Source organism: Aeromonas sp. R6-2 (assembly GCF_040908155.1).
In the GTDB taxonomy this organism is placed as follows: Bacteria; Pseudomonadota; Gammaproteobacteria; order Enterobacterales; family Aeromonadaceae; genus Aeromonas; species Aeromonas schubertii.
Map to the genome: position 1 here is coordinate 237010 of NZ_JBFODE010000006.1, position 25364 is coordinate 262373.

A 25364-nucleotide genomic window follows, 5' to 3' on the forward strand; every position below is an offset into this window, starting at 1 on the left:
CGCTAAAAAGGGAGAGTGAAAAAAGCCAGGCTAGGCCTGGCTTTTTGTTACTCCTTGAGCGGTTCGACATTCTCGACCCTCGCCTTGAGCTTCTGCCCGGGTCGGAAGGTCACGACGCGTCGCGCCGTGATGGGAATGTCTTCACCGGTCTTGGGGTTGCGACCCGGTCGCTGGCTCTTCTCTCTGAGATCGAAGTTGCCAAAGCCGGAGATCTTGACCTGTTCGCCCCGCTCCAGGGCTTGCCGGATCTCCTCAAAGAAGGCTTCCACCAGCTCTTTGGCCTCGCGCTTGCTCACCCCGAGTTGGGTGAACAGGTGCTCTGCAATGTCGGCTTTGGTCAGCGCCATAGATCAATCCCTCAAGGATGCGTTCAACTCTGCCGAGAGAGCCTGAACCACGCGATCGACGGTTTCGGCAATCTCTTTCTCCTCCAGGGTGCGCTGGGTATCTTGCAACACCAGACTGATGGCCAGGCTCTTCTTGTCCTCGGCCATACCAGCGCCCTGGTACACGTCAAACAAGTTTATTCCAACTACCTGATTTCCGCCAACTTTTTTAATTACGGCGAGAACGTTACCGGCCAGGACCTGACGGTCAACCACCACGGCAATATCGCGGCGGTTGGCCGGGAACTTGGAAACTTCGGCCGCGACCGGCACCTTGGCCGGGGTCAGCTTGTCCAGCTCCAGCTCGAACAGGACGGCACGGGTCTTCAGGCCCAGGCTCTTCTCGAGGCTCGGGTGGATCACCCCGATATGACCGATCACCACACCATCGCGCAGGATGGCGGCGCTCTGGCCCGGGTGCAGGGCGCTGTGCTCGGCACGTTCGAAGGTAAAGGAGGCACCCTCGGCGGTCAGATCCAGCACGGCTTCCAGATCGCCCTTCAGATCGAAGAAGTCGACGGCACGGGCCTTGGCGTCCCAGTGTTCATCACCCTGGTTACCGGTGATGATACCGGCCAGCATGGGCTCCTGGCGGATGCCGTTCTCGGCCGACGCATCCTTGATAAAACGCAGACCCTGCTCAAACAGGCGCACACGCGGCTGCTGACGGTTCTGGTTGTAGACGACAGCCTGCACCAGACCCGGGAAGAGCGACACGCGCATGGCGGACATCTCGACCGAGATCGGGTTTGGCAGCACGATAGCGTCGCTTTGCGGGAACAGGATCTGCTGGGCCTTGGGATCGACGAAGCTGTAGGTGATCGCCTCCTGGAAGCCGCGGTCGACCAGCAGGTGGCGAACACGCTTGAGGGTCACCTGCCCTTCGGCCTGCTCCACCATGGCGAGCGACGCAACGGGTTTCAGGTTCGGGATGTTGTTGTAGCCGTAGATACGGGCTACTTCCTCGATGAGATCTTCCTCGATGGCGATGTCGAAACGCCAGGAGGGGGCCAGCGCGGTCCAGCCGTCGGCATTGGCGGTCACCTGCATGCCGAGGCGAGTCAGGATCTCGACCACCTGCTCGTCAGCGATCTGGATGCCGATGACACGCTCCATCTTGCTGCGACGAAGGGTGATGGGTTGTGCCTTGGGAAGGTGCTCGTCGGATTTGACCTCGATCACCGGGCCCGCTTCGCCGCCACAGATATCCAGCAGCAATCGGGTGGCCCGGTCCATCACCTTGGCCTGCAGCTCTGGATCCACCCCGCGTTCGAAGCGGTGGGACGAATCGGTGTGCAGGCCATAGGCACGGGCACGACCTGTGATGGAGAGCGGCGCGAAGAAGGCGCACTCGAGCAGGATGTCGGAGGTGGTCTCACACACGCCGGTGCGATCGCCGCCGAAGATGCCGGCCATGCAGGCAGGGCCCTGGGCGTCTGCGATAACCAGCGTGTTCTCTTTGAGCTTCACCTCGGTGCCATCGAGCAGGGTCATGGGCTCGTCAGCCTTGGCGCGGCGCACCACCAGCTCCCCGTCCAGCTTGGCCAGATCGAAGGCATGCATCGGCTGACCGTATTCCAGCAGCAGGTAGTTGGTGATGTCGACGATGGCGTCGATGGAGCGGATGCCGCCACGGCGCAGCTTCTCTTGCATCCAGAGCGGGCTCTGGGTCTTGAGATTCAGCCCCTTGATGACGCGACCCAGATAACGGGGACAATCGGCTGGCGCCTCAACCCGGATCGGGAAGCTGGCGTCAATGGTGGCGACAGCCGGCGTCCAGGTCGGCTCGACCACGTCGGCACGGTTGAGCACGCCGATTTCGCGGGCCAGACCCGCAATACCGAGGCAATCGGCACGGTTGGGGGTGAGATCCACGTCGATGGCGACGTCGTTGAGCGCCAGGTAGTCGCGGATATCGGTGCCGATAGGGGCGTCAAGCGGCAGCTCGATGATGCCGTCGGCTTCGACGTCGATACCCAGCTCGCTAAAGGAGCAGAGCATGCCGTGGGACGGCTGGCCACGCAGCTTGGCTTTCTTGATGGTGAAATCACCCGGCAGAGTCGCCCCGACCTTGGCCACGCAGACTTTGAGGCCGGCGCGGCAGTTCGGCGCACCGCAGACGATGTCGAGCAGCGCTTCTTCACCCACGTTGACCTTGGTCACCCGCAGCTTGTCGGCGTCCGGATGCTGGCCACACTCGACCACTTCACCCACCACCACGTTGTTGAACTGGCCGGCCACCGCTTCCACGGCGTCCACTTCCAGACCGGCCATGGTGATCTGCTCGGCCAGTGCATTGTCACTCAACTCGGTGCGGACCCACTCCATCACCCAGGATTTACTGAATTTCATGTTCTCTCGCCCTTACTTGAACTGCTTGAGGAAGCGCAGGTCGTTTTCGAAGAAGGCACGCAGGTCGTTGACCCCGTAGCGCAGCATGGTGAGGCGTTCAACGCCCATGCCGAAGGCAAAGCCGGAGTATTTTTCCGGATCGATGCCGACCGAACGCAGCACGTTCGGGTGCACCATGCCGCAGCCCAGCACTTCCAGCCACTTGCCGTTCTTGCCCATCACGTCCACTTCGGCGCTCGGCTCGGTGAACGGGAAGTAGGAGGGACGGAAGCGAATGGTGAGATCTTCCTCGAAGTAGTTGCGCAGGAAGTCGTGCAGGATGCCCTTGAGCTCGGTGAAGCTGGCATGCTCGTCAACCAGCAGGCCTTCGACCTGGTGGAACATGGGGGTGTGGGTCATGTCGTAGTCGTTACGATAGACGCGGCCCGGGGCAATGATGCGGATCGGGGGCTGCTGCTGCTGCATGGTACGGATTTGCACGCCCGAGGTGTGGGTACGCAGCATCAGGTCCGGGTTGAAGTAGAAGGTGTCGTGATCGGTTCGCGCCGGGTGGTGGGCCGGGATGTTCAGGGCATCGAAGTTGTGGAAGCCATCTTCGATCTCCGGGCCACGCGCCACGGTAAAGCCCATCTCGCCAAACAGGCGCTCGATACGCTCTATGGTGCGGGTCACCGGATGCAGGCCACCGTTTTCGATGCGACGACCCGGCAGGGTGATGTCGACGGTTTCGGCGGCCAGCTTCTGATTCAGCACGGCAGCTTCGAGGGCATCACGGCGCAGGCCCAATGCATCCTGTACGGCCTGCTTGGCCTGGTTGATCACGGCACCGGCGGCGGGACGCTCTTCCGGCGACAGGGCACCGAGGCCCTTCATCTGCTCGGTAAAGAACCCTTTTTTCCCCAGATACTTGACCCGGACTTCGTCGAGCGTGGCGATGTCGCTTACGCCCTCAATTTCGGCCTTCGCCTGGCCGACCACTTCTTCAAGCTGCTGCATGTCTTCCTCGTCACCACTCCCCTTGGGAGCTGCTCCAGCAAAAAATAGGAAAGGGCATGATAGTACTAAAAAAAGCGGGATCCTGCCTAGGGTAAAGCGCGTCTTGTCACGTTTTTCCCCTCAAGGGGGTAAAACCCCTCCCACGAATGGCCATCCCGGGTGTGGTTCCCATGAAACATGGGATTCGGCGGGATATCACGGTTCAGGCGTTTGGATGTGTTAAGCTCACCTCATGTATGCCTTGTGCGGGCCCCGTGATGAAATGCCTCCCTGCGCTTTTGTTACTGTTATCGCTCCTGCCCACCTCCCGCGCCGAGACGCTGGATGCCTACTGCGATCACTGGGAAGATTTTTGCAATCGGGACGGTAGCGGCATCTATCTCGACCTGCTCCGGGCCGTCTATGGTAGCGACATGGGGGTCGCTCCCCATATTGTTCCCTACAAACGCGCCATAGCCCTGACCAGGAGTGGCGTTCTGGCGGTGCTGCTCGGTAGCTATCGCAATGAAGTTGACACCCTCCACTATGCAAGCCAGCCCGATGGGGTGGATCTCATCACCGTCTATATGACCCGGGAGAAAGCCGCGCTCTGGCAAGGAATCGATCAGCTCAAGCACGGGCGGCTCTTGCTACAGAAGGGATGGAGCCTTGACGAGACCCTTGGCATAGAGGGCACCTATACCGAGGTAGAAAGTGCCGACAAGGGGTTCGCCCTGCTCACCAAGGGGCGTTACGACTATTTTGTGACCGATGCCCTGCCCTCCAGTCGGGTGCCCCCTCCCATAATGGCAAAGAAACTGCAGGGTGAGCCTACCTATCCCGCCTTTACGGCGACCCCATCAGGCGCCAAGGCCCTGTCACTCTGGGAACTTCGCATGCCACGGCTCATCGCGTCGGGCCAGGTTGCCCGTATCTATGAACACTATGGACGCCTTGCCGAGTTCAACGGCTACCTGCTCCCCCTCTATCGAGAAACGAAACGATAAAAAAACCGAAACCCTCACGGGTTTCGGTTTAGTCGTAACACTATCAGGGGGTATTAGCTGACTTTACAGCTCTTGAGACCCCAGATCCGAGCCACATAGTCCTCGATGGAGCGGTCGGAGTTGAACTTGCCCATGGTCGCGGAGTTGATGATGGCCTTCTTCGCCCACAGGGAAGGGTCACGATACCAGGTATCGATCTTGCGATGCGCCTCGGAGTAGGAGACAAAATCAGCCAACGCCAGATAGGTATCGCCCCCTTCGAGCAGAGCCCGCTTGATGGAGGAGAGCTCCCCCGGACGGCCCGGCGTGAAGTAGTCTGTATCAAACCAGTCCAGCACCGCCTTGATCTCGGAGTTGGCGTAGTAGAAGTCGTACGGGTTGTAACCGCGCGCCTTCAGTGCCTTCACCTCATCCACCGTCAGACCGAAGATGGCGCAGTTCTCTTCACCCGCCTCTTCGGCGATCTCGATGTTGGCGCCATCCAGGGTACCGATGGTAATGGCACCGTTGAGCGCCATCTTCATGTTGCCGGTACCGGACGCTTCATACCCTGCGGTAGAGATCTGCTCGGAGACATCGGCGGCCGGGATCAGTTTCTCTGCCAGGCTGACGCGATAGTTGGGCATGAAAACGACCTTCAGCTTGCCCTGGATCCGGCTATCGTTGTTCACCCGCTCGGCCACCTTGTTGATGGCGTAGATGATGTCCTTGGCCAGCTTGTAGCCAGGCGCTGCCTTGGAGCCGAAAATGAACACCCGCGGGTGCATATCGTAGTCCGGATTGGCCAGCAGACGACGGTAGAGAGCCATGATATGGATAAGGTTCAGCTGCTGGCGCTTGTACTCGTGCAGACGTTTTATCTGAATATCGAAGATGGCCTCGGCACTCACCTCGATGCCAGTCTCGGCCTTGATCACCTGAACCAGCTTCTCTTTGTTGTGACGCTTGATGGTCATGAACTGCTTCTGGAAGGCCTTGTCATCGGCAAACTTCACCACAGAGCGCAGCAGATCCAGCTTGAGCGGCCACTCCTTACCCACCACCTCGTCATAGAGGGCTGCCAGCTCGGGGTTACAGGCCAGTAACCAGCGACGAGGGGTGACCCCGTTGGTCACGTTGCAGAGCTTGTCCGGCCAGATCTGGTCGAATTCGGGGAAGAGATCTTCTTTGACCAGACGGGAGTGCACTTCGGCCACACCGTTGACCTTGTTGGAGCCGATGACGCACAGGTTACCCATGCGTACCTTGCGGACATCCCCCTCCTCGATGATGGAGAGCTTGGCCTTGATGGCATCGTTACCCGGCCACATGGGCTCAACCTTCTCGGTAAGGAAGCGGCTGTTGATCTCGTAGATGATCTCGAGGTGACGGGGCAGTACCCGCTCGAAAAGGTAGACGGCCCACTTCTCCAGTGCCTCGGGCAGCAGGGTGTGGTTGGTATAGGCAAAGACCCGGTAGCAGATATCCCACGCCTTCTCCCACTGCAGATCCTCTTCATCCACCAGTACCCGCATCAACTCGGGAATGGCGATGGTCGGGTGAGTGTCGTTGAGCTGGATGGCGATCTGGTCGGCAAAGTGGCTGAAGTCATCACCGTGGGCACGCTTGTAGCGACGCATGATGTCTTTGATCGAGCAGGCGCAGAAGAAGTACTGCTGGATGAGACGCAGCTCCTTGCCGGCTTCTGTTTCGTCGTTGGGATAGAGCACCTTGGAGATGGTCTCGGCCTGGGCCTTCTCAGCCTGGGAGTCGAGGTAACCACCGGCGTTAAACACATCCCAATCGAAGAACTCGGAGGCGCGAGACTCCCACAGGCGCAGTATGTTGACAGTGTGACCGCCAAACCCGACCACGGGGATATCCCAAGGCACCCCTTTGATCTTGCGACCGGCGTGCCACACCTTCTTCATGCGGCCATCGTCCCCAAACACGGTTTCGACATAGCCGTAGAGCGGGATCTCCTGCACCGACTCGGGACGGCAGATCTCCCAGGGGTTGCCGTACTCACGCCAGGAGTCCGGACGCTCGATCTGGCGGCCATCCTGGATCTCCTGACGGAACAGGCCGTGCTCATAGTGGATACCGTAGCCGATGGCCGGGTAACTCAGGGTCGCCAGGGAGTCGATGAAACAGGCGGCCAGGCGGCCCAGGCCACCGTTGCCGAGGGCCATGTCTGGCTCGCATTCGCACAGGTCGCTGAGATTCAGTCCGAGATCGGCCAACGCCTCATCACAGACTTTATAAAGAGAGAGGTTGTGGAGGTTGTTCGAGGTCAACCGCCCCATCAGGAATTCGGCCGACAGATAGTGGATGGCGCGGGTGTCTTGCTTGAGGTGGGTCTGCTGGGTGCGAGTCAGACGCTCGTACACCTGCTCGTTGACTGCGGCTGCGGTTGCCTTCCACCAGGACTCTTGAGAAGCCTTCTCTTCACTGGTGCCGAGCGTGGAGCGCAGGTGACGGACGATGCTCGCCTTGAGCTGCTCCTTATCCAGGAGAATGTCGGTCTTCTTCTTGGTTGCCATAAGCTTTTCCCTTCGTTACTGAAATGCGGGGCCAATTTCCCGGCTCATAGAGTGAGTCAATTATTATGTTCATCATGAAAACTGGCTGGAGGCATACTAGCGAAACCAGTTCGATGAAAAGTGAATCCAAGTCACACTTTAAACGCCAGAAATGACAGGAAAATGATGAAAACCCTTTCTTTTCACCTTGTTCAAGGATTCTTTTTAATCCCTTCCAATTCAATTAGATATGAAAGCATTTTCGAGACAAATGGCTGAATAGGTTTTCATAAAAACGGCCCTCCAGCACATAAAGAAAACAGACAGCACCAATGCCAGAAAAGGTACTGTCTGTCCAACCTGTGCTACCACCCTTTGAACTGGTTGCTGGCAGGGTCGTAGCGGTAACCAATCTCCCGCAGACGGCGGCTCAACACCTCTTCATTCATGTCGTAATAGGAGAGCAACTCTTCCAGTGAGCCGCACTCCAAACGCAGCTTCTCATTGACGATCCCAAGCAGAATATTGGCATCCAGCAGCCTGAGCTGACTCGCATCCATGATGGCCCCTCCTTACATTGCCTGCATCTATAACCATGGACACTGGCGGCGACCGCGGCAAGCCACACCCCCTGCAGTGCTCACATTTTTAGCAACAGAGGTTGATCCGAAGGCACGAACAAACTACTGTATACCCATACAGCTTGTTTTTATGTACAGGTGAGATATGACCCAGTTAGCCGCAATCCACTCCCACTCCAGCGCTTTCACGAGTTGGCCACGCCACAGACCTTGCCTGCGCCCTGATCCGGCGGCTCAGGACACTATCCTCGACCTGCTTAAACGCACCCGGTTGCACACGGGCTGGATCCTGTTACTCGCCCCACCGGGCGCTCCCAGCGCCGCCGATCTGCAATCCAAGGGGATCGATCCCACCCGAGTATTGCTGCTCCCCCGAAACCGCATCAAGAACTGGCAAGGGGTCCTGGAGAAGAGCCTGGGAAACGGCTGTTTCAGCGCTGTGCTCGGCTGGCTGCCCGAAGACATCGATCTGGACTTTCAGCGTCTGGATCGCTCCCGCCAGGCAACAGGCACACTGATGCAGATCTTTGTCCCGCCCTTGTGCCACCCCTTTGGCCAGAATCTGTTTCATAACCATTGAAAATATGGGGCGGCCTCTGCCGCCCCTTTGCCCGATGTCATCACCGCCGATGATTAAGGCAGAAATCAGCGGTACCTGGGTCAGTCTCCATTTCACCATGACTGATGATAAGAAAGGCTCTCTGCCATCCTTTGGGCCTTTATCAGTCGCAGCACCCTGAATGGTCGGCCACTGCGTGGCCCTGTCGTCAGGCCCTATAACCGCAGATGCACAGTAACCGGCATTGAGGCTTTTTATCGCCCCCCTCTTCGAGTGCCACTCACCCAATTTGTGCAGCAGATCGACAATCTGCTCAGGCAATGCGCATTACAAGAACAAACTGTTAACAGTTCGTTATCTATTGTGTATTCTCCCACTACTGGTCTGATTTCTTACCTCCTACCAGATCATTAGAATCACGCCGGTATTCAATGGGATATGAAGCTAAAAAACAAAGATCTTGTCGCCATCCGAGCGGCACGGGTCAGGATTGACCCGAAAAGATCAACACCAAGAGAGACGATCATGACTACTGCTTCCTTCAAGAAGAGCCTGCTGGCTGCCGCCGTGGCCCTCGCCAGCACCCAGGCTTATTCCGCCGCCTTCCAGCTCAACGAACACTCTGCCTCTGGCCTTGGCCGTGCCTATGCCGGTGAAGCCGCGGTCGCCGATAACGCCTCCGTGCTGGCTCGCAACCCGGCCGCCATGACCATGTTCGACAAGATGGCGGTCTCGGTTTCCGGCACCTATATCCACCCGGATGTGGATGTAGACGGCAAGATCAACGGTGTGATCCCCGCCAGTGAGAAAGGTATTGCCCCCGATGCCTTCGTACCGGCCGCCTACTTTATCCAGCCCCTGAAAGAGGATCTGGCCTGGGGTATCGCCATGTTCTCCAACTACGGCCTCTCCACCGAATATCCGGAGGCCTATCGCGCCGGCTCTGCTGCGGGTAATACCGAGCTGCTGACCTTCAATATCAACCCCAACCTGGCCTATCGCGTCGCTCCGGGCTTTAGCCTCGGCGCCGGTATTAACTTTGTCTACGCCGAAGCCGAGCTCAACCGTTTCGCCGGTGTACTCGCTCCCGCAATTTCCGCACAAACCAAATCAAAAGTATCTGCCGACACCAATATCAGCCATATGAAGGGCGATGACTGGGGCTTTGGCTGGAACGTGGGCGCTCTCTACGAGTTCAATCAGGACAACCGCCTGGCCCTGACCTACCGCTCTCAGGTCAATATCAAGTTTAAGGGTGACTACAAGGGGCTCTCCACCATCGGTGCGGGCAAACCTGGCCAAACCGTGGATGGCGAGCTGAATATGGAGCTGCCGGCTCAGGCCGAGCTGGCTGGCTATCATCGCCTCAACCCCCAGTTTGCGGTGCACTACTCCGTCAACTGGACCGACTGGAGCGCCTTCCAGGAGCTCAAGGCCACCAGCGACAGTTGTGTCAGTGCCGATGGTGCCGGCGTCTGTCTCTACAAGCCGGAGAAGTTTAAAGACTCCATGCGCTACGCCATCGGCGGCACCTGGTACATCAACCCGAGCTGGGAGGCCCGCATCGGCTTTGCCTATGACAACAGCCCGATCGAGCCTGAGTATCGCAGCCTGAGTATCCCCGATTCCGATCGTATCTGGTACAGCGCTGGTGCCACCTACCATATCGACAAGGATATGAGCGTCGACTTCGGCATGGCCTACCTGGATGGCAAGGAAGTGGATGTCAACGAAGGACTGGTCTCTCATGAGGATCAATCCTTGCGCTGGAAGGGTACCTCCCACGGTAACGCCTTCCTGGCCTCTGCCCAGTTCAACATGAAATTCTGATTTCACTGTTTCATAAAGGCGTCCTTCGGGGCGCTTTTTTTATGCTCACGATCTCTATTTCGGCGTACACCTGTAGCGCACACATGTTCTCTTTTCCTTTTTAATCAAACTATTAAGTAACAGATGCACAGCAGTAGCTACTGTTTTACCCCCTCCGACCCCATTCCGGTTGCGATACTCCTCAGACCAGATAAAATTCTGCCGCCATAAAAACCACAATAGAAACGTCAGGGAGAGCTATGCGTACTTATTTCAAACCTTCTGTGATTGCCTTTGCGCTGGCAGCAAGCCAGGCCCACGCCGCCGGCTATCAGTTGGCCGAACAGTCAGCCACCGGTCTGGGCCGCGCCTTCGCCGGTGAGGCCGCCATTGCCGACAATGCCAGCGTCCTGGGTCGTAACCCCGGCGCCATCACCCGCTTCGACGCCCCTGCTCTGTCGGGTGGCCTCATCTACTTGAAGCCGGATGTAAACATCGATGGCCAAGTAAAGGACATCACGGGAACCAAGGGGGCCAATGCCCACGACATCGCCGATGCGGCCTGGATCCCCAACCTCTACTTCGTCACCCCACTCAACGATCGCCTGAGCCTGGGCCTCTCTGCCACCTCCCACTACGGCCTGGGAATTGAGATGCCACAGGGCTATGATGCCGGCCACTTCGGCAATGTCTCCGAGATCAAGACGGTCGATCTGGGAATGGCACTGGCCTATCGCATTACCGACATGCTCTCCTTTGGCGCCGGGCTCTCCCTTATCAAGGGTGAGGGAGAAGTGGGTGGCACCTATCCCACTACGCTGACCAACGGCCAGAGTGTGATCGCCAAACACGTAGAGGGAGATGGCAACGCACTGGGGTGGAATGCCGGCATCCTGCTGACCCCGAGTGAGCAAACCCGTATCGGTCTCTCCTATCGCAATGGCGTCAATCTGAAGCTCAAAGGTGACGCGACCGTCAGCAAACCGGTTGCCCCGGGCAAGTTCGCGACCATCAGCGATCAGGGCAGTCTGATCCTCCCCCTGCCCGCCACTGCCGAGTTGGCCCTCTATCAAGCGCTGAACGAGCGCCTGGCTCTGCATGCCAGCCTCAACTGGACTGACTGGAGCAAGTTCAAGTCTCTGACCGCAGAGCTCGATCATCTGGGAACCCTCCCCATCAAGGAGGAGCACTGGGAAGACAGCTGGCGTTATGCCCTGGGGATGACCTATCAGCTGACCCCCAAGTGGCAGCTGCGCTCCGGGCTGGCCTACGATCAGAGCCCGGTGCCGGCCGATCGTCGCACCATCTCCATCCCCGATGCAGATCGCATCTGGTACAGCGCCGGCCTGGGCTATCGCCACAGTGACGCCCTCTCGGTGGATCTGGGCCTGACCTTCATCGATGGTAAACGGGTCAGTGTACATGAGAGCCTGAGCCAGCCGGTCGTCATCAATGGTCAACCCATGACCTATCGCTCCGACTTCAACGGCTACTCCGAGGGCGATGCCTGGCTGGCCGGAGTGCAAATCAACTATCAATTCTAACCTTTCTGCTACCGGCGCCCGTTCGGGCGCTGGTACACTTCCCCGCTACGCCATACACTCTGGGTGATTCTTATTGCGGAGGCCCCATGTACTCCTATGTCGCCAGACAGCCAATCCTCGATGCGCAGCAGCAGACTCATGCCTACGAACTGCTGTTTCGAGACAGCCTCAGCAATGTCTTTCCCGATATCTCATCGAGCACGGCCACAACCCAACTGGTCGTCGAGCAGTTTCTACACCAGAACATCGATCAACTGCTGGCCGGTAAGGTGGCACTGATCAACTTTACCCATGAGCTGCTGCTCTCCGGGCTGGCCGAATGCCTGCCGCGGGAGAAGGTGATCATCGAGATCCTGGAAGATGCCACGCCCGATGCGGCCCTGCTGGAAAAGGTAAAAAACCTCCACGCGGCGGGCTACCGACTCGCCCTAGACGACTTTACCCTGGCACCGGCCTGGGAGCCCTTCCTTCCCTATATTGAGCTCATCAAGTTTGATCTGCGCACCACCCCCATGCTGCAGATCCGCCGCTTTATCTACCAGCATCGCCATCTTGACCTCATCTATCTGGCCGAGAAGGTCGAGACCCTGGAGGAGTTCGAGCGAGCCAAGGGTGCCGGCATTTCACTCTTTCAGGGCTACTTCTTCAGTCGTCCCGAGCTGGTCAAGCGGGCCAGCCTTAAACCTTCCCAACTGGTGGTGATGCAGTTACTGCAGGCGGTCAACCAACCCGAGATCGATCTCAGGCGGGTGGAGCAGCTGCTCGGTCAGGATCTCTCCCTCTCTCTGAAACTGCTGCGTTATGTCAATCATCTCAAGGGAGGCGCCAACCCTATCTCCTCCTTTCGTCAGGCGGCTATCTACCTGGGTGATGAGGAGCTGCGCCGTTTCGTGGCCTTGGTCGCGGCTGGCAATGCGGGGATCGGCAAGAGTGACGAGCTCTACCAGATGTCTCTGATCCGGGCTCGGTTTTGTGAGTTGTTGGCCGAGCATCAGGGTCGCTCCGGCGCCTCGGAAGCCTTTATGACGGGGCTCTTCTCCCTGCTCGATGTGTTGATGGAGCAACCCATGACCAGCCTGCTGGAGTCGATCCCCCTGGCAAGCGTGATCAAACAGGCCCTGCTCGAGCGAAGCGGTCATCTGGGGACCTATCTGCTGGCTGCCGATGCCTGTGAGCAGGCCAACTGGCCCGCCCAGACACGCTATGCCACCACGCTACAGATGAGCGACGAGGTTCTCTCCCAGCACTATCTCACCGCAACCATCTGGACCAGTCAGTTGATGGCTCCCACCTAAGGAAGCGCCAATGCCAACGCCGTGGCCTCCCCGCCACCAATGCAGAGGGATGCCATGCCACGACGCGCCCCAAGACGGTGCATGGCGTGGATCAGGGTCACCAGGATCCTCGCTCCGCTCGTCCCCAGAGGATGACCGAGGGCGCATGCACCGCCATGTACGTTGACCCTGTCATGGGAGAGATCCATGGCTTTCATGGCCAGCATAGGCACCATGGCGAAGGCTTCGTTGATCTCGAACAGATCCACCTCGCGGCTGTGCCACCCCAGCTGCTCGAGCAGCCTGACCATGGCACCAACGGGGGCCGTCGTAAAGCCGGCAGGTGCGGCCGCATGAGTGCTGTAGCCACAGATCTTCGCCAGGATTGGCAACCCGCGGCGCTGCGCCTCATCCCGGCTCATGAGCAGTAGCCCTGCGGCGCCATCCGAGATTGAGCTGGCGTTGGCCGCCGTGATCGATCCCCCCTCTCCAAACGCCGGTTTGAGATGAGGGATCTTCTCGGGCCTGGCTTTACCCGGCTGCTCATCCACCTCGAGCAGGCTCATCCCTTTGTTATCGACGACACTCACCCACTCGGAAACAAACGCGCCCTCTTCGATGGCCCGGCGAGCCCGTGACAGAGAGGCGATGGCATACTCATCCATCTCGGCGCGCCCAATGCCCTGCTCATCGGCCACTTTCTGGGCATAGTGCCCCATCAGGTGACCCTCATAGGCATCCTGCAAACCGTCCAGGAAGAGATGATCGAGCAACGTCTGATGGCCCATGCGCAGGCCTGATCGCGCCTTGTCGATCAGATAGGGAGCACGGCTCATGCTCTCCATGCCACCGGCCAGCACCACCTTGCTCTGCCCGAGGCGGATCTGATCGGCCGCCACCATGACGCTCTTCATCCCCGAGCCACACACCTTGTTGATCGTGGTACAAGGGACCCGCTCCGCCAATCCGCCCAACAGGGCCATCTGACGGGCAGGCGCCTGCCCCAACCCCGCCGAGAGCACGTTCCCGGCATAGAGCTCTTCCACCTCATCCCCCGCCAGCCCGCACTGGGCGAGCAGCGCCTGTACCACCCTTGCGCCCAGCACAGGCGCCGCGAGCGGCGACAATGCCCCCATAAAACTGCCCATCGGTGTCCGACGGGCGGCAACGATCACCACTTCCATGTCTGAATCCCTCCTGGTTACATTTTCACAACATTACCATTATTCCCTTGCCGGACAAGCGGTTGCACCGGCAGGTCAGTTTCGGTAAGGTGCCATGCAAAATTGACACACCAGTGGCACCATGGGAAACAGGGAAGAGAGCTACACCATCAGCGAGTTGGCGCGGGAGTTTGATATCACGACCCGCAGCATCCGCTTCTACGAGGATCAGGGGTTACTGCAGCCCACTCGGCGCGGGCAGAGCCGCATCTACAGCCGTCAGGACAGGGTCCGCCTCAAGCTGACCCTGCGTGGCAAACGCCTTGGCTTTAGCCTGGCCGAGATCCGTGCCCTGCTCGATCTCTACGAAACCGACAAGAGCAGCCGCACCCAGCTTACCACCATGCTCACCATGATAGAGAGCCACAGGGCCGGCTTGCGTCAGCAGATGGAGGATATCCGGCAGGTGCTGCAGGATCTGGAGGCGGCCGAGTCGCGCTGCCAGAGCGCGCTGACGGCTCTGGGTGACGAGCAGACGCCAACATAGAAGAAGGGGCCCATCGGGCCCCTTCTCTGTTATGCCGCCTTGTTCCAGCGGTTGGGATCAAACTCGGGACTGTACTTGTCGACGATCACGGCGCAGGCCGCATCCCCCGTGATGTTCAACGCGGTACGCACCATGTCGAAGATGCGGTCGAGGGCGAACAGCAGGGGCAGACCCTCGATGGGGATCCCCGCCGCCAGCAGCACCGCCACCACCAGGAAGGTCGGCCCCGGCACACCGGCCTGGCCGATCGCCCCCAGGGTTGAGGTGATGATGATGGCCGCCCAGGCGCCCATGCTCAGATCGATCTGGAACACCTGGGCAAAGAAGATGGCGACCAGACCGTAGTAAATGGCGTTGCCGCTCATGTTGATGGTGGCACCGAGGGGCAGCACGAAGGAGGCGGTGGCATTGGTCACCTTGAGCTCCTTCTCGACCACCTCCATGGTCACCGGCAGGGTTGCCATGGAAGAGGCGGTGGAGAAGGCGACCACCTGAGCCTTCTTCATGGCGCTCATGTAGCGCATGACCGGGGTGTCGGAGAAGAGGGCCACCAGACCCGGATAGATCACGAATCCATAGATGAGGATGGCCGCCACATAGACCACAAACAGCTTCATGACGATGGTCAGCACGTCGAAGCCGTAGGTACCAATGGCATCGGCCATCAAACCGAAAACCCCGAGGGGGGCAATCAGCATCACCTTGTTGATCATCCAGACGAAGGCATCAACCAGGGTGTTCATGCCATCGATAAGCGGCTTGGATTTCTCGCGCGGCTGTTTGGCGATGGCAATACCGAGGAACAGACAGAAAACCAGGATCTGCAGAATATTGGCCTGGGTCAGAGACTGAAAGACGTTGGTCGGCACCATGCCCAGCAGGGTGCTGATCGCATCGGGCAGTACACCCTTGTCGGCATACTCTGCCGAGAACATCCCCTCAACGCTGGAGAGATCGACCCCCACGCCCGGCTCGAACACCTGCCCCATCACCAGGGCCAGCAGCACGGCCAGGGCCGAGGTCAGCATGAAGAAGGCCAGGGTCGTGACCCCGATCTTGCCTGCAGCAGGGCTGGCGCCCAGGTTCGCCGCCCCCGAGATGATGGCCACCGCCACCAGGGGGATCACCAGCATCTTAATGAGCTGAATAAAGAGATTACCCAGGGGGGCAAAGAGGCTGGCCTGCTCCCCCATTGCCGCGCCCACGGCGGCACCCAGCACCATGGCGACCATTACCTGGAAGCCAATGTTCCTAACGAGTCCTTTTGATAACACAGGATTTTCCTTATTACGTGCTATTAACAGTTTTGGATTTTTTTACTAACAGGGGCGTTGAACTCCTGTTCAACGCCCCGTGGCGGTGCTTTATCGCACATTTAAATGCTAAATAAAATGGAAGGTTTCGAATAATCACGCTATTGATTTTACGAACAATTTAAAGAGATTCGTCCGTATCGTTATCTCCCCTTCCCATGGGCCTCTCAGGCTTCACTCACCGCCTCGGCAGACTTCTCGAGCAGTGACTTGTCCTCGGCCATGCAGGCCGATGCGGTGAACAGCACGTCGGTAGAGCTGTTGAGGGCCGTCTCGGCAGAATCTTGCAGTACCCCGATGATGAAGCCCACGGCCACCACCTGCATGGCGATGTCATTGCCAATGCCAAACAGGCTACACGCCAGCGGGATCAGCAGCAGGGAGCCACCGGCCACCCCGGAGGCACCACAGGCGCTAACGGTGGCCACCACGGAGAGCAGCAGGGCGGTGGCGATATCGACCTCAATCCCCAGGGTATGCACAGCCGCCAGACTCAGCACTGTGATGGTGATGGCCGCGCCGGCCATATTGATGGTCGCGCCGAGGGGAATGGAGACCGCATAAGTATCCTCCGGCAGGCGCAGCTTCTCGCACAGGGCCATGTTAACCGGGATGTTGGCCGCAGAGCTGCGGGTGAAGAAGGCCGTCAGACCACTCTCGCGCAGGCAGGTGAGCACCAGCGGATAGGGGTTGCGGCGAATCTTCCAGAAGACGATGAGCGGGTTCACCACGAAGGCGATAAAGAGCATGCTGCCCAGCAGCACCGCCAGCAGTTGGGCATAGCCAAACAGGGCGTCGAAACCGGTCTCGGCCAGGGTCGAGGAGACCAGACCCAGGATCCCCAGCGGAGCACAGCGGATCACCGCCTTCACTATCCAGGTGATGGCGTGGGAAAGATCGACGATCACGGCCTTGGTGCTCTCACTGGCATGACGCAGGGCGACCCCGAGACCAATGGCCCAGGCCAGGATCCCGATATAGTTGGCATCGAGCAGCGCTTTCACCGGGTTGGTCACCACGTTGAAGAGCAGGGTTTGCAGCACCTCGGTGATCCCGCCGGGGGGCGAGAGCTCGGCACTGTTGGCCACCAGATGAAGGTTGGAGGGAAAGAGGAAGCTTGCAATCACGGCCACCAGGGCTGCGGCAAAGGTGCCCAGCACATAGAGGAAGAGGATTGGCTTCATATTGGTCTTTTGGCCCTGCTTATGGCCAATGATGGCCGCCATGACCAACACGAAGACCAGTACGGGGGCCACCGCCTTGAGCCCGCCCACGAAGAGGGAACCCAGCAGACCGACCGATTTGGCCAATTCGGGAGCAAAGGTGGCGAGCAGTACGCCAAGGACCAGACCGACCAGGATCTGGCTGATGAGGCTGGTGCTGTTGATAAGCCTCAGCAAGGGGTGTTGTTCTTTTGTCATCGTCATCGAATCCCTGAGCACTAACGGGCGGCGTCCATTGCTGCGGCCCAGGCATTTCGCGGCAAGTTGACGCAGGGGGCGATCCCGCCCACCTCACGCACCGTTGGCGCCATATTATTGTGTTAGTACGCCCGCCTGAGCAGAGGCACTATCCCATCAAGCTGATGGGATTTCCACTATAAATAAGCGTGAACAACCAATGAATAGACAAAAACCAGATTGTTATCCCAAATCAACAGGAGCAACCAGGCTGTAACACAAGGAGCGCAAAGGGGCTATCAATGAACAAGGGCCCCATCAGGGGCCCTTGTACTAGGCGGCTTCCAGATGCAATCGATCAATCACCTCGTTGACCTCCTGCACCGTGAGTCGATGGGGCTCATCGGGTTGGGGCGGCATCAGAAGATGGCCCCCCTCGAAATCAAAGCGACCTCGACCGTGAACATAAATCCGCCCTTTGAAAAAGGTTTTGACATGCTTGGCAATCATCAAAGGCAGATACTTCTTAAACACGCGCATGCGATATCACCCTCGTTAGTTCTACTCAGTTGACCACAGCGTCTGCGAAAAAGTTCTGATTATTTGGTTTTTTATTCTCTATTTTTGATACCAGCCACATTTGCAACCAAATGTTACAAATTTGTTTACCTGATTGTATGCGGCCCCTCGAGCCAGCGCAACTCTCCTCGCCCATTCTCGAAATCGATGCAGGCCATCCCCGAGGTGGCAAACAGGGGGGCCTCATGGCCGGGACAGAGCGCATGCACCAGATAGCCCACCAGAGGAAGGTGACTCACCACCAGCAGGCTCTCTGCGTTACCGGCAAGGGCCTCCAGATAGCTGGCAACCCGGGCCGCATCCCCATAGGGGGTGATCTCGTCACTCTCTTCGACGACGCGAGCCTCGGGAAGTTCACTGCATATAGCAAGCCAGGTCTCTCGTGCTCTCAGATAAGGACTGTGGATCACCCGATCCAGTCCGGTCATCTGAGGGGCCAGCCAACGCGCCATCTGCACCGACTCGTGGATCCCTTGCTCGGTGAGGGGACGCGACTCGTCACTCTTGGCGTTCATGCCGGCCTGACCATGACGCATGATGTAGATCTTCATTACTACCTCGCCCACAGGGCCTGTTGAATGCGCTCGGGATCTTACCCTGCCCGCCAGGGCGAAACAATTGCACCAAGTCGCAGAAAAGGGTTTGCCTCGTCAACGGCAGAGGTCAATAATTGTCTTTACTTCCCAATCACTTGCGCATCGGGTCCCACTATGACTCCCCTTGTCAGCCCCAATGATGACCGACTCTACCGCTACCTTGTGCTCGACAACGGCCTGAGGGTGCTGCTCATCGAAGACCCGGCTGCCGACAAGTCAGCCGCATCGCTGGCCGTCAACTGCGGCCACTTCGATGACCCGGCCGATCGGGAGGGGATGGCCCATTTTCTCGAGCATATGTTGTTCCTGGGTACCCGGGATTTTCCCAAGGCCGGTGAATACCAGCAATTTATCAGCCGCCATGGCGGCAGCAACAACGCCTGGACCGGGACCGAATACACCAACTACTACTTCGATATCGACGATGACTATCTGGAACCGGCCCTTAAACGCTTCGCCCAGTTCTTCATCTCCCCCACCTTCACACCTGAGCTGGTGGACAAGGAGCGCAATGCCATCGAGTCGGAGTATCGCCTCAAGCTGCAAGACGATGTGCGTCGCAGCTATCAGGTACACAAGGAGACGGTCAATCCTGCCCACCCCTTTGCCAAGTTCTCTGTGGGTAACCTGGAGACCCTGACCGACCGGCCGGGGCGGGCCTTGCGCGACGAGCTGCTCGACTTCTATGAGCACCATTACAGCAGCGATCGCATGGCGCTGGTACTCCTGGCCCCCCGCCCCCTCGATCAACTGCAGGCCTTTGCAATCGACCACTTTACTCCCGTATTGAATCGCAATCTGGGAGCCCCGACGATCCGGACGCCCCTCTACCGCCCTGACGATCTCGCCATTCGTATCGAACTCACCCCGGTCAAGGAGAGCCGCCGTCTCTCGGTGGTTTTCCCCTTGCCGAGCCTGGATCATCTCTATCGCCAAAAACCGCTCACCTTTCTGAGCCATCTCATCGGTGACGAGAGCAAAGGAAGCCTGCTCGCCCTGCTCAAGCGGCTCGGCTGGTGTAATCAACTCTCGGCAGGCAGCGGCGTCAGCGGCAGCAACTTCAAGGACTTCTGCGTTACCTTCGCCCTCACCCCCCAAGGGCTCGAGCGGGTAGACGAGATTGTCGAGCTGCTGTTTGGCTATCTGGCGCTGGTGCGGCGCCACGGTCTCGAGCCGTGGCGCTATGAAGAGAAACGTTGGGTACTCGAGTCGGCCTTCCGCTTTCAAGAGCGAGCACGACCCATCGATACCGTATCGGGGCTGGTACTCAATCTCTTTGCCTACGCCCCCGACGATCTGCTCTACGGGGACTACATGATGACGGGGTGCGATCCGGCGCAGCTCGCCGGCCTGATGGATGCCTTTACCCCCGATAATATGAGGCTGATCATCACCGCCCCCGAGGCAAGGGTCGACCGTCATGCCCTCTGGTACCATACCCCCTATGGAGTGACGCCGCTGCCGACACGGCTACGCCAGATCTGGCGCGAGGCAGCCCCCCATCCTGAGCTGGCGTTGCCCGAGCGCAACCCCTTTATCTGTCAACGTCTCAGCGCCCGGCTCCCGACCCTCTCCACCGATATTCCGGTCCCCCTCATCGATCGCCCCGGCTTTCGCCTCTGGCATCTGCACGACGATCATTATCGGGTGCCCAAGGGTAACCTCTATGTGGCATTTGACAGCGAGCACGCGGTCAAGAGTCCGCGCCATATCGCCATGGCCCGGCTGGCGGTCGAGTTGTTGAGCGATCATCTCGGTGCCCTCACCTACCAGGCAGAGCTGGCGGGCCTCTCTTATCAGATCTACGCCCACCAGGGAGGTTTCTCCATCGCCATTCAGGGTTTCTCGGAGCACCAGCTTGCCCTGCTCGACATGATCCTCTCCAACCGCACCCTGGGTTATCCGGATCCCGAACGCTTCAGGGAAATCAAGGAGGCGCTCATCCGCAACTGGGAGAATCAGGCCCACAGCCGCCCCATCAGCCAGCTTTTCAACCAGCTCACCTCCTTGCTGCAGCCCAACAATCCTCCCTTCGAGCAGCTGTTGCCGCACCTCAAGGCCACCGAGCTTGGGGACATGCCCGAGTTTGTCGCCAGCCTGTTTCAGGAGATCCACGTGGAGTGTCTGGCACACGGGGACTGGCTGGAAGCTGAGGCGATGGCCCTGGCCGCCCTGCTCGAGCGGCACCTTGCCCCCTACAGCCAACCAAGCCGCGAGACCCGCCGCCGCCTGATCGATATCGGCGGACGCGGCACCCTCATCCGCGAGCATGGCTGCGAGCACGCCGACTCGGCTCTGCTGGTTTACTACCAGTCGCGCACCACCCGCCCCAGAGATATCGCCTGTTTCACCCTGGCCAACCACATCATGTCGTCGACCTTCTTTCACGAGCTGCGCACCCGCCAGCAGCTTGGCTATGTGGTGGGCAGCGGTAACCTCCCCCTGAACCGTCATCCCGGCCTCATCTTCTACATCCAGTCACCGGTAGCCGGGCCCCAGATCCTGCTCGATGCCATTGAGGAGTTTATCGATCTCTTCCCGCTGGCCATGCTCGAGCTGACCGAAGCCCAGTGGCAGGCGAGTAAAGCGGGGCTGCAGGCGCAACTCTCCGAGCGCGACGCCAATCTGCGCACCCGCGGGCAGCGGTTGTGGGTCAGCATAGGCAACAAAGACTGGGGATTCGATCAACGGGAGCGGGTGCACGACGAGGTGGGACGCCTCACCCGCGCCGATCTCATCCGCTTTATCACCCGGCTGCGTTCGCGCACCTCCGACAGATTGATCCTCTGCAGCTACGGCCAGGGACACCAGCACGACGAGCGGATCGAGGGCAGGCTCATCGATGACACCCGGGCGTTTCGCCTGAGTGCCCGCAAATTTTACAACCTTTAGCTACAGCAAGACCCGCCACGGCGGGTCTTCTTCTGATGTTCCCTGTGCGAAACCCAAAAGAAAAAGCCGACCCTCTGGGTCGGCTGGAAATACCACATCAAATACGGCTTGGCCGCAAAGTGAACATGAGCGTGAAAATCAGACACCGATTGTGTCGGGCAGCCTGGCCGCCGCGAAACCAACAGTGATTGAGAAACAGGCTCATCATAGGGAGTCGGGGCGGCAGTGGCGTTGATCTACATCAAAGGTGGTAGCGTCTTGTGGGCACGGCGTACCAGGCGGTAACACACCTCATCGAAGTAGGAGAGCTGACCGCTCACCACCCTGGGATGAGTCACCTCGCTCTGGCGTCCCAACACGCTCACCGAGAAGTGGGGCTCAAACAGGCGACGCACCTCGAGCTCGCTCACCGAGAAGGGGGGCTCATGCTGAGGATCGGGCTGATACTCCACCGTCACCAACAGGATCTCCCCCCCCTCCAGCACCATGCGGGCCAGTTGCTGGGCATAGCGAAGACGCAGGGGAGCCGGCAGGGCGATCAGCGACGCCCTGTCGTAGACCAGGCGGTAGCGCTGATCCAATTGCCAGGCGGCGAAAAAATCCCCCTGATAGATGTGCAGATCCCCATGGCCAAGCCGCTGATAGGGTCCCACCTCGGTCCGCTCCGGGGTCCACCCCTGCTCGCCAAAGAACTGCTCAACCGCCAGTGGCGACAGCTCGAAGCCGTGCACCGGATGGCCCTGCTCACAGAGCCAGACCATGTCCCGTGATTTGCCGCACAGGGGAACCAGGACCGGCTCATCCATGGGCCGGTCCGCCCACCAGGTCTTGAGCCAGCCATTAAAATCGCTCTGATGGAACCCGATCCGGTTCTCTTCCCAACGCTGATGCCAGAATGCAGCTTCCATCGTCTCTCTCCGAAGGTGTATAGCCAGCCCCGACCTCCCACCCGGGGAAAACCCGGCGTGCAGCACCGGGGCGGCGCCAAAGGTGTGTAACGCATACCACTATGCCCAAGGGGCCCGGGGTCAGCAAGGGGCAATCGCCCCCTCACGCCATGGCGACGTGCTCCTGGCTCGCCATCTCCTCGAGCCGGGCCGCCAGCATGGCAAAAGCAGGACGCTCCTCCCCCCTCTCTGACAGGCAGGACGATGCCAGGTGAGACAGACCGCTCACGGCCGCCATTGCACCATCTCCAGAGGCCTGACTGCGGGCCAGCAACTCCTCCATCAGGCAGCCAAAGGCACGCACTTCGATGCTCTCGAGGGCCCGACCCAGTGGGGTGCCCGGCTCATAGAAGGAGGCGGCACCAAAGTCGCCGAGCAGAGCCCGGCCTCTGGCGTCGTGCAGAATATTGTGACCATAGAGATCCCCGTGCAGGATCCCGCGCCCATGCAGATGCGCCCCCACCGAGGCGATGGTCCAGAGCAGCCGGATCGCTGCGCTCAGAGTAAGATGAAAGCCCTGTGGGTAGATATCCCGGGTGCAGGAGTCCAGGCTCGGCGGTCCCGCCAGAGTGACCAGGGCGGGATCGACAAGATCCATCACCAACGCCGGTGACCCTTGAGGGTGAGCCTCCACCTCCCCAAGCAGCGGGATCAGACCCCGGTGCTCCCCGGCAGCAAGCGCCACCGCCATCTCACAGTCGGGCAGGCCGTCACTGGTCATGGCCCCCTTGAAAAGCTTGACTGCCACGGGGCGCTCGCCCGGGAGCCTAGCCGAGAAGATCCGGCCCGAGGCCCCCTCCCCCAGCAGCTCCCCGAGGCGCAAGGCATCCCAGGGGATCGCCGGAGTCGCCCCCCTTTCCGGCTCGGCGCAACACGGATTGCCGGCAAAGGCAAGCCAGCTCAGGCGCGGCAATGTCAACAGCGAGGATGGCAGCACCCGTAACCGGTTGGCCGACAGGCGCACCAACTCGAGACGCCGGCAGCGGGACAGATCCGGCAAGGTGCAGAGCCGGTTGCCCGCCAGCATCAGTTTTTGCAGGCCGCCGCATTGGCCCAGCTCGTCAGGCAGGCGTCCAATTGCATTGTCGGTCAGGATCAACCAGCGCAGATGTGCGGGTAGCGAGGCCCCGGGCACCCTCACGATGCGGTTGGCCTTAAAACCCACCATGGTGAGCGACGGGCAGCGTCCCAGCACCTCGGGCAACTCGGTGAAGTGATTCTCCGAGCAGAAGATGATGCGCAGCTTGCTGAACCCGGCCAGCGCGTCCGGAAGTGTATTTAGCTGGTTGCCGGTCAGATCCAGCACCTCCAGCGTCTCTTTAAGGCTCAGGATCTCGGGCGGGAAGGTCGTCAGGTTTTCACTGAGTTTCAAATAGCGAGCGCCGTCCAGCTCGCCCGAGCGCAGCTGCTCAAGGGAATGCATAACCGTATCTCTGTTGTGCTGGCCCGATCTAACCTGGGCTATCAGAGGCCGCCGAGTGGCTCGGCGGCCATAAAAAGGGGAGCATTATAGTGGATTGGGGTCAGAGATCGCCCCCTTTGTGCGACAAGGCTCACGCCTCGCAAGTGCAAGCTCTGATTAGGGCCTTACTCCTTGGGCAGACGCAGCTCCCCTTTGAGGATCACATGGGCCTGACCCAATATGGCGAGCCGCCCGTTGGGCTTTCGCTCCAGACGCAGCTCGCCGCCACGACGGGAAGCCTGACGGGCCATGAGACGGCTGCGCCCGAGTCGCTCGCCCCAATAGGGGGCCAGGATGCAGTGGGCCGAGCCGGTGACCGGGTCTTCCTCGCACCCGACCCAGGGGGCAAAATAGCGCGAGATAAAATCGAAGGCCGGGTCAGCGGATGGCGCGCTCACCACCACACCGCGCCCGGGCAGACGGCGCAGGGCACCGTAGTCGGGCGCCAGCGCCTCGACCAAGGCGGGCTCATCGACCACCACCATCACCTTGGGACCGCTCATGGCGTAGCATTGCACTCGACTTCGTTCAATGCCGAGGGCCACCAGCAGCGCCGAGTCAGGCTCGCACGGCGTCGCGGGCAGCTCGGGAAAATCGAGGGAAAGCCACTCACCCTGCACGCTCACCGACAGGGGCCCGGAGAGGGTCTCGAAGGTTTTCCCCTCCCCTTCGCCGAGTATCCCCTGCTCGCGCAGCACGGCCCCCACCGACAGGGTGCCATGGCCGCACAGCTCGACCTCTACCTCGGGGGTGAACCAGCGCAGGCGCCCGGTATCGAGCGCCAGGAAGGCGGTCTCCGAGACCGCCATCTCGGCGGCGATGGCCTGCATCAGGGCCGGTGTTAACCCCTGATCCGTGATACAGACGGCGGCGGGATTGCCCCCAAACGGGGTCCGGCTGAAGGCATCGACCTGATAGACGGTGAGATTCATAGTGCGCTCCTTATGTTGGCTGAGCGCGAGTGTACCAGAGCACCAATGGTGCCGATATTGGCCATAAGTGGCCGTGACACGCCGAGGCCTTGCCATGGAGAAGCATTGTGGCCGCTGCCACTATGGCAGGGGACACCCTGGCTCAACGCCATGCACAGGCAGTCCCTATTGAGTCGTTCGCCTGCCCCCTGTAGACCTGGATTGCTCGAGCTCTACGGCTGGCCTTCTCGCTCCCACCTGACAGCGCATTCACGATCAAAGTACTGGCGATTGCAGATAAACAACGTAGTAGATTTCACTTGGCACCACATTTGAGGCGTCTATCGTGCAGCCGAAGACGGCATTTCATATCCATCATCGACCACGACTGTCAAACATTGACGACTCTGGATGGGCCCTCAGAGATGCAAGCGTCGAGCAGAGCACTAGAAGTAAAAAAGACGCCGCAGTGGCTAATGCCAGTCAGTTAAGACTGACTGGCATTGTTTTTATTGGATTTTTTTACGCTGTACTTCTGCGGTCTTGGCTTCACGCAGCGGGGGTAA

20 protein-coding genes are annotated in these 25364 nt (G+C 59.6%); 7 read left to right on the forward strand and 13 right to left on the reverse strand.

All coding sequences use genetic code 11. The features are described from left to right. Positions 1-47 precede the first annotated feature (47 nt). Genes ihfA through pheS form a run of 3 tightly spaced genes read right to left on the reverse strand, consistent with a single transcriptional unit; the run spans position 48 to position 3734 of the window. Complete coding sequence (gene ihfA, locus AB5Y48_RS01430; protein WP_005351990.1) at positions 48-347, reverse strand: integration host factor subunit alpha; 300 nt, start codon at positions 345-347, stop codon at positions 48-50. A 3-nt stretch (positions 348-350) separates the two neighbouring features. After that, positions 351-2738 carry a phenylalanine--tRNA ligase subunit beta gene (gene pheT / locus AB5Y48_RS01435; RefSeq protein WP_368163543.1) on the reverse strand — a complete coding sequence of 796 codons (2388 nt, stop codon included), beginning with the start codon at positions 2736-2738 and terminating at the stop codon, positions 351-353. A gap of 12 nt (positions 2739-2750) precedes the next feature. Then, on the reverse strand, positions 2751-3734 hold the full coding sequence (gene pheS / locus AB5Y48_RS01440) for a phenylalanine--tRNA ligase subunit alpha (protein WP_050667543.1): 984 nt from the start codon (positions 3732-3734) through the stop codon (positions 2751-2753). 257 nt (positions 3735-3991) lie between these two features. Between pheS and AB5Y48_RS01445 the strand changes: the two genes are divergently transcribed. Then, positions 3992-4720: a hypothetical protein gene (locus tag AB5Y48_RS01445; protein WP_368163546.1), complete on the forward strand. Its 729-nt coding sequence runs from the start codon at positions 3992-3994 to the stop codon at positions 4718-4720. 53 nt (positions 4721-4773) lie between these two features. Here the strand turns inward: AB5Y48_RS01445 and AB5Y48_RS01450 are convergent, their stop codons facing one another. Then, positions 4774-7242: a glycogen/starch/alpha-glucan phosphorylase gene (locus AB5Y48_RS01450; protein ID WP_050667541.1), complete on the reverse strand. Its 2469-nt coding sequence runs from the start codon at positions 7240-7242 to the stop codon at positions 4774-4776. Positions 7243-7586: 344 nt separating this feature from the next. Next, positions 7587-7781: a DUF4250 domain-containing protein gene (locus tag AB5Y48_RS01455; RefSeq protein ID WP_050667540.1), complete on the reverse strand. Its 195-nt coding sequence runs from the start codon at positions 7779-7781 to the stop codon at positions 7587-7589. Between the two features lie 166 nt (positions 7782-7947). Here AB5Y48_RS01455 and AB5Y48_RS01460 point away from each other — a divergent pair, with 166 nt between their 5' ends. From AB5Y48_RS01460 to AB5Y48_RS01475, 4 genes are all read left to right on the forward strand, one after another. Next, entirely contained in the window at positions 7948-8382 is a 435-nt protein-coding gene (locus tag AB5Y48_RS01460; protein ID WP_136613594.1) for a cell division inhibitor, read from the forward strand. Between the two features lie 504 nt (positions 8383-8886). Continuing rightward, complete coding sequence (locus tag AB5Y48_RS01465; protein WP_136613595.1) at positions 8887-10191, forward strand: outer membrane protein transport protein; 1305 nt, start codon at positions 8887-8889, stop codon at positions 10189-10191. A gap of 239 nt (positions 10192-10430) precedes the next feature. Then, positions 10431-11714 (forward strand): OmpP1/FadL family transporter, encoded by a 1284-nt coding sequence (locus AB5Y48_RS01470; protein ID WP_136613596.1) that lies wholly within the window; start codon positions 10431-10433, stop codon positions 11712-11714. Between the two features lie 86 nt (positions 11715-11800). Beyond that, a complete protein-coding gene (locus tag AB5Y48_RS01475) occupies positions 11801-13009 on the forward strand; it encodes an EAL and HDOD domain-containing protein (RefSeq protein WP_050667536.1) in 1209 nt (402 codons plus the stop codon). Here the strand turns inward: AB5Y48_RS01475 and AB5Y48_RS01480 are convergent. Beyond that, entirely contained in the window at positions 13006-14172 is a 1167-nt protein-coding gene (locus AB5Y48_RS01480) for an acetyl-CoA C-acyltransferase (RefSeq protein ID WP_368163550.1), read from the reverse strand. The genes AB5Y48_RS01475 and AB5Y48_RS01480 overlap by 4 nt on opposite strands. 121 nt (positions 14173-14293) lie before the next feature. Between AB5Y48_RS01480 and AB5Y48_RS01485 the strand changes: the two genes are divergently transcribed. Continuing rightward, complete coding sequence (locus AB5Y48_RS01485; protein ID WP_050667534.1) at positions 14294-14698, forward strand: MerR family DNA-binding transcriptional regulator; 405 nt, start codon at positions 14294-14296, stop codon at positions 14696-14698. Positions 14699-14727: 29 nt separating this feature from the next. On the opposite strand, the gene AB5Y48_RS01490 is transcribed toward AB5Y48_RS01485, so the two are convergent. The 4 genes from AB5Y48_RS01490 to sixA form a co-directional block, all read right to left on the reverse strand. Further along, on the reverse strand, positions 14728-15972 hold the full coding sequence (locus tag AB5Y48_RS01490) for a dicarboxylate/amino acid:cation symporter (RefSeq protein ID WP_050667533.1): 1245 nt from the start codon (positions 15970-15972) through the stop codon (positions 14728-14730). A 206-nt stretch (positions 15973-16178) separates the two neighbouring features. Then, positions 16179-17432: a serine/threonine transporter SstT gene (sstT, locus tag AB5Y48_RS01495; protein WP_050667532.1), complete on the reverse strand. Its 1254-nt coding sequence runs from the start codon at positions 17430-17432 to the stop codon at positions 16179-16181. A gap of 312 nt (positions 17433-17744) precedes the next feature. After that, positions 17745-17951 carry a DUF1107 domain-containing protein gene (locus AB5Y48_RS01500; protein ID WP_050667531.1) on the reverse strand — a complete coding sequence of 69 codons (207 nt, stop codon included), beginning with the start codon at positions 17949-17951 and terminating at the stop codon, positions 17745-17747. Between the two features lie 125 nt (positions 17952-18076). Next, the gene (gene sixA, locus AB5Y48_RS01505; RefSeq protein WP_136613598.1) at positions 18077-18541 is read right to left on the reverse strand and encodes a phosphohistidine phosphatase SixA; all 465 of its coding nucleotides are present in this window, start codon (positions 18539-18541) and stop codon (positions 18077-18079) included. Between the two features lie 159 nt (positions 18542-18700). Between sixA and AB5Y48_RS01510 the strand changes: the two genes are divergently transcribed. Next, positions 18701-21478, forward strand: coding sequence for an insulinase family protein (locus AB5Y48_RS01510; RefSeq protein ID WP_368163552.1), 2778 nt, complete (start codon positions 18701-18703; stop codon positions 21476-21478). Positions 21479-21714: 236 nt separating this feature from the next. Here AB5Y48_RS01510 and AB5Y48_RS01515 read toward each other — a convergent pair whose 3' ends face one another. The 3 genes from AB5Y48_RS01515 to AB5Y48_RS01525 all read right to left on the reverse strand — a co-directional run bounded on the left by AB5Y48_RS01515 (position 21715) and on the right by AB5Y48_RS01525 (position 24819). Continuing rightward, positions 21715-22386: a thiopurine S-methyltransferase gene (locus AB5Y48_RS01515; RefSeq protein ID WP_224163694.1), complete on the reverse strand. Its 672-nt coding sequence runs from the start codon at positions 22384-22386 to the stop codon at positions 21715-21717. A 142-nt stretch (positions 22387-22528) separates the two neighbouring features. Next, complete coding sequence (locus AB5Y48_RS01520; protein WP_368163554.1) at positions 22529-23848, reverse strand: protein kinase; 1320 nt, start codon at positions 23846-23848, stop codon at positions 22529-22531. A 164-nt stretch (positions 23849-24012) separates the two neighbouring features. Further along, entirely contained in the window at positions 24013-24819 is an 807-nt protein-coding gene (locus AB5Y48_RS01525; RefSeq protein WP_368163556.1) for a PhzF family phenazine biosynthesis protein, read from the reverse strand. Positions 24820-25364 lie beyond the last annotated feature (545 nt).

Bases quoted from the DNA above. Each gene is read 5' to 3' on its own strand.
- AB5Y48_RS01465 (WP_136613595.1), top strand. From the start codon at position 8,887: ATGACTACTGCTTCCTTCAAGAAGAGCCTGCTGGCTGCCGCCGTGGCC.
- AB5Y48_RS01480 (WP_368163550.1), bottom strand. From the start codon at position 14,172: ATGGAAGTGGTGATCGTTGCCGCCCGTCGGACACCGATGGGCAGTTTT.
- AB5Y48_RS01450 (WP_050667541.1), bottom strand. From the start codon at position 7,242: ATGGCAACCAAGAAGAAGACCGACATTCTCCTGGATAAGGAGCAGCTC.
- sixA (WP_136613598.1), bottom strand. From the start codon at position 18,541: ATGAAGATCTACATCATGCGTCATGGTCAGGCCGGCATGAACGCCAAG.
- AB5Y48_RS01515 (WP_224163694.1), bottom strand. From the start codon at position 22,386: ATGGAAGCTGCATTCTGGCATCAGCGTTGGGAAGAGAACCGGATCGGG.
- ihfA (WP_005351990.1), bottom strand. From the start codon at position 347: ATGGCGCTGACCAAAGCCGACATTGCAGAGCACCTGTTCACCCAACTC.
- sstT (WP_050667532.1), bottom strand. From the start codon at position 17,432: ATGACAAAAGAACAACACCCCTTGCTGAGGCTTATCAACAGCACCAGC.
- AB5Y48_RS01470 (WP_136613596.1), top strand. From the start codon at position 10,431: ATGCGTACTTATTTCAAACCTTCTGTGATTGCCTTTGCGCTGGCAGCA.
- AB5Y48_RS01460 (WP_136613594.1), top strand. From the start codon at position 7,948: ATGACCCAGTTAGCCGCAATCCACTCCCACTCCAGCGCTTTCACGAGT.
- pheT (WP_368163543.1), bottom strand. From the start codon at position 2,738: ATGAAATTCAGTAAATCCTGGGTGATGGAGTGGGTCCGCACCGAGTTG.
- AB5Y48_RS01500 (WP_050667531.1), bottom strand. From the start codon at position 17,951: ATGCGCGTGTTTAAGAAGTATCTGCCTTTGATGATTGCCAAGCATGTC.
- AB5Y48_RS01455 (WP_050667540.1), bottom strand. From the start codon at position 7,781: ATGGATGCGAGTCAGCTCAGGCTGCTGGATGCCAATATTCTGCTTGGG.
- AB5Y48_RS01485 (WP_050667534.1), top strand. From the start codon at position 14,294: ATGGGAAACAGGGAAGAGAGCTACACCATCAGCGAGTTGGCGCGGGAG.
- AB5Y48_RS01520 (WP_368163554.1), bottom strand. From the start codon at position 23,848: ATGCATTCCCTTGAGCAGCTGCGCTCGGGCGAGCTGGACGGCGCTCGC.
- AB5Y48_RS01445 (WP_368163546.1), top strand. From the start codon at position 3,992: ATGAAATGCCTCCCTGCGCTTTTGTTACTGTTATCGCTCCTGCCCACC.
- pheS (WP_050667543.1), bottom strand. From the start codon at position 3,734: ATGCAGCAGCTTGAAGAAGTGGTCGGCCAGGCGAAGGCCGAAATTGAG.
- AB5Y48_RS01475 (WP_050667536.1), top strand. From the start codon at position 11,801: ATGTACTCCTATGTCGCCAGACAGCCAATCCTCGATGCGCAGCAGCAG.
- AB5Y48_RS01510 (WP_368163552.1), top strand. From the start codon at position 18,701: ATGACTCCCCTTGTCAGCCCCAATGATGACCGACTCTACCGCTACCTT.
- AB5Y48_RS01525 (WP_368163556.1), bottom strand. From the start codon at position 24,819: ATGAATCTCACCGTCTATCAGGTCGATGCCTTCAGCCGGACCCCGTTT.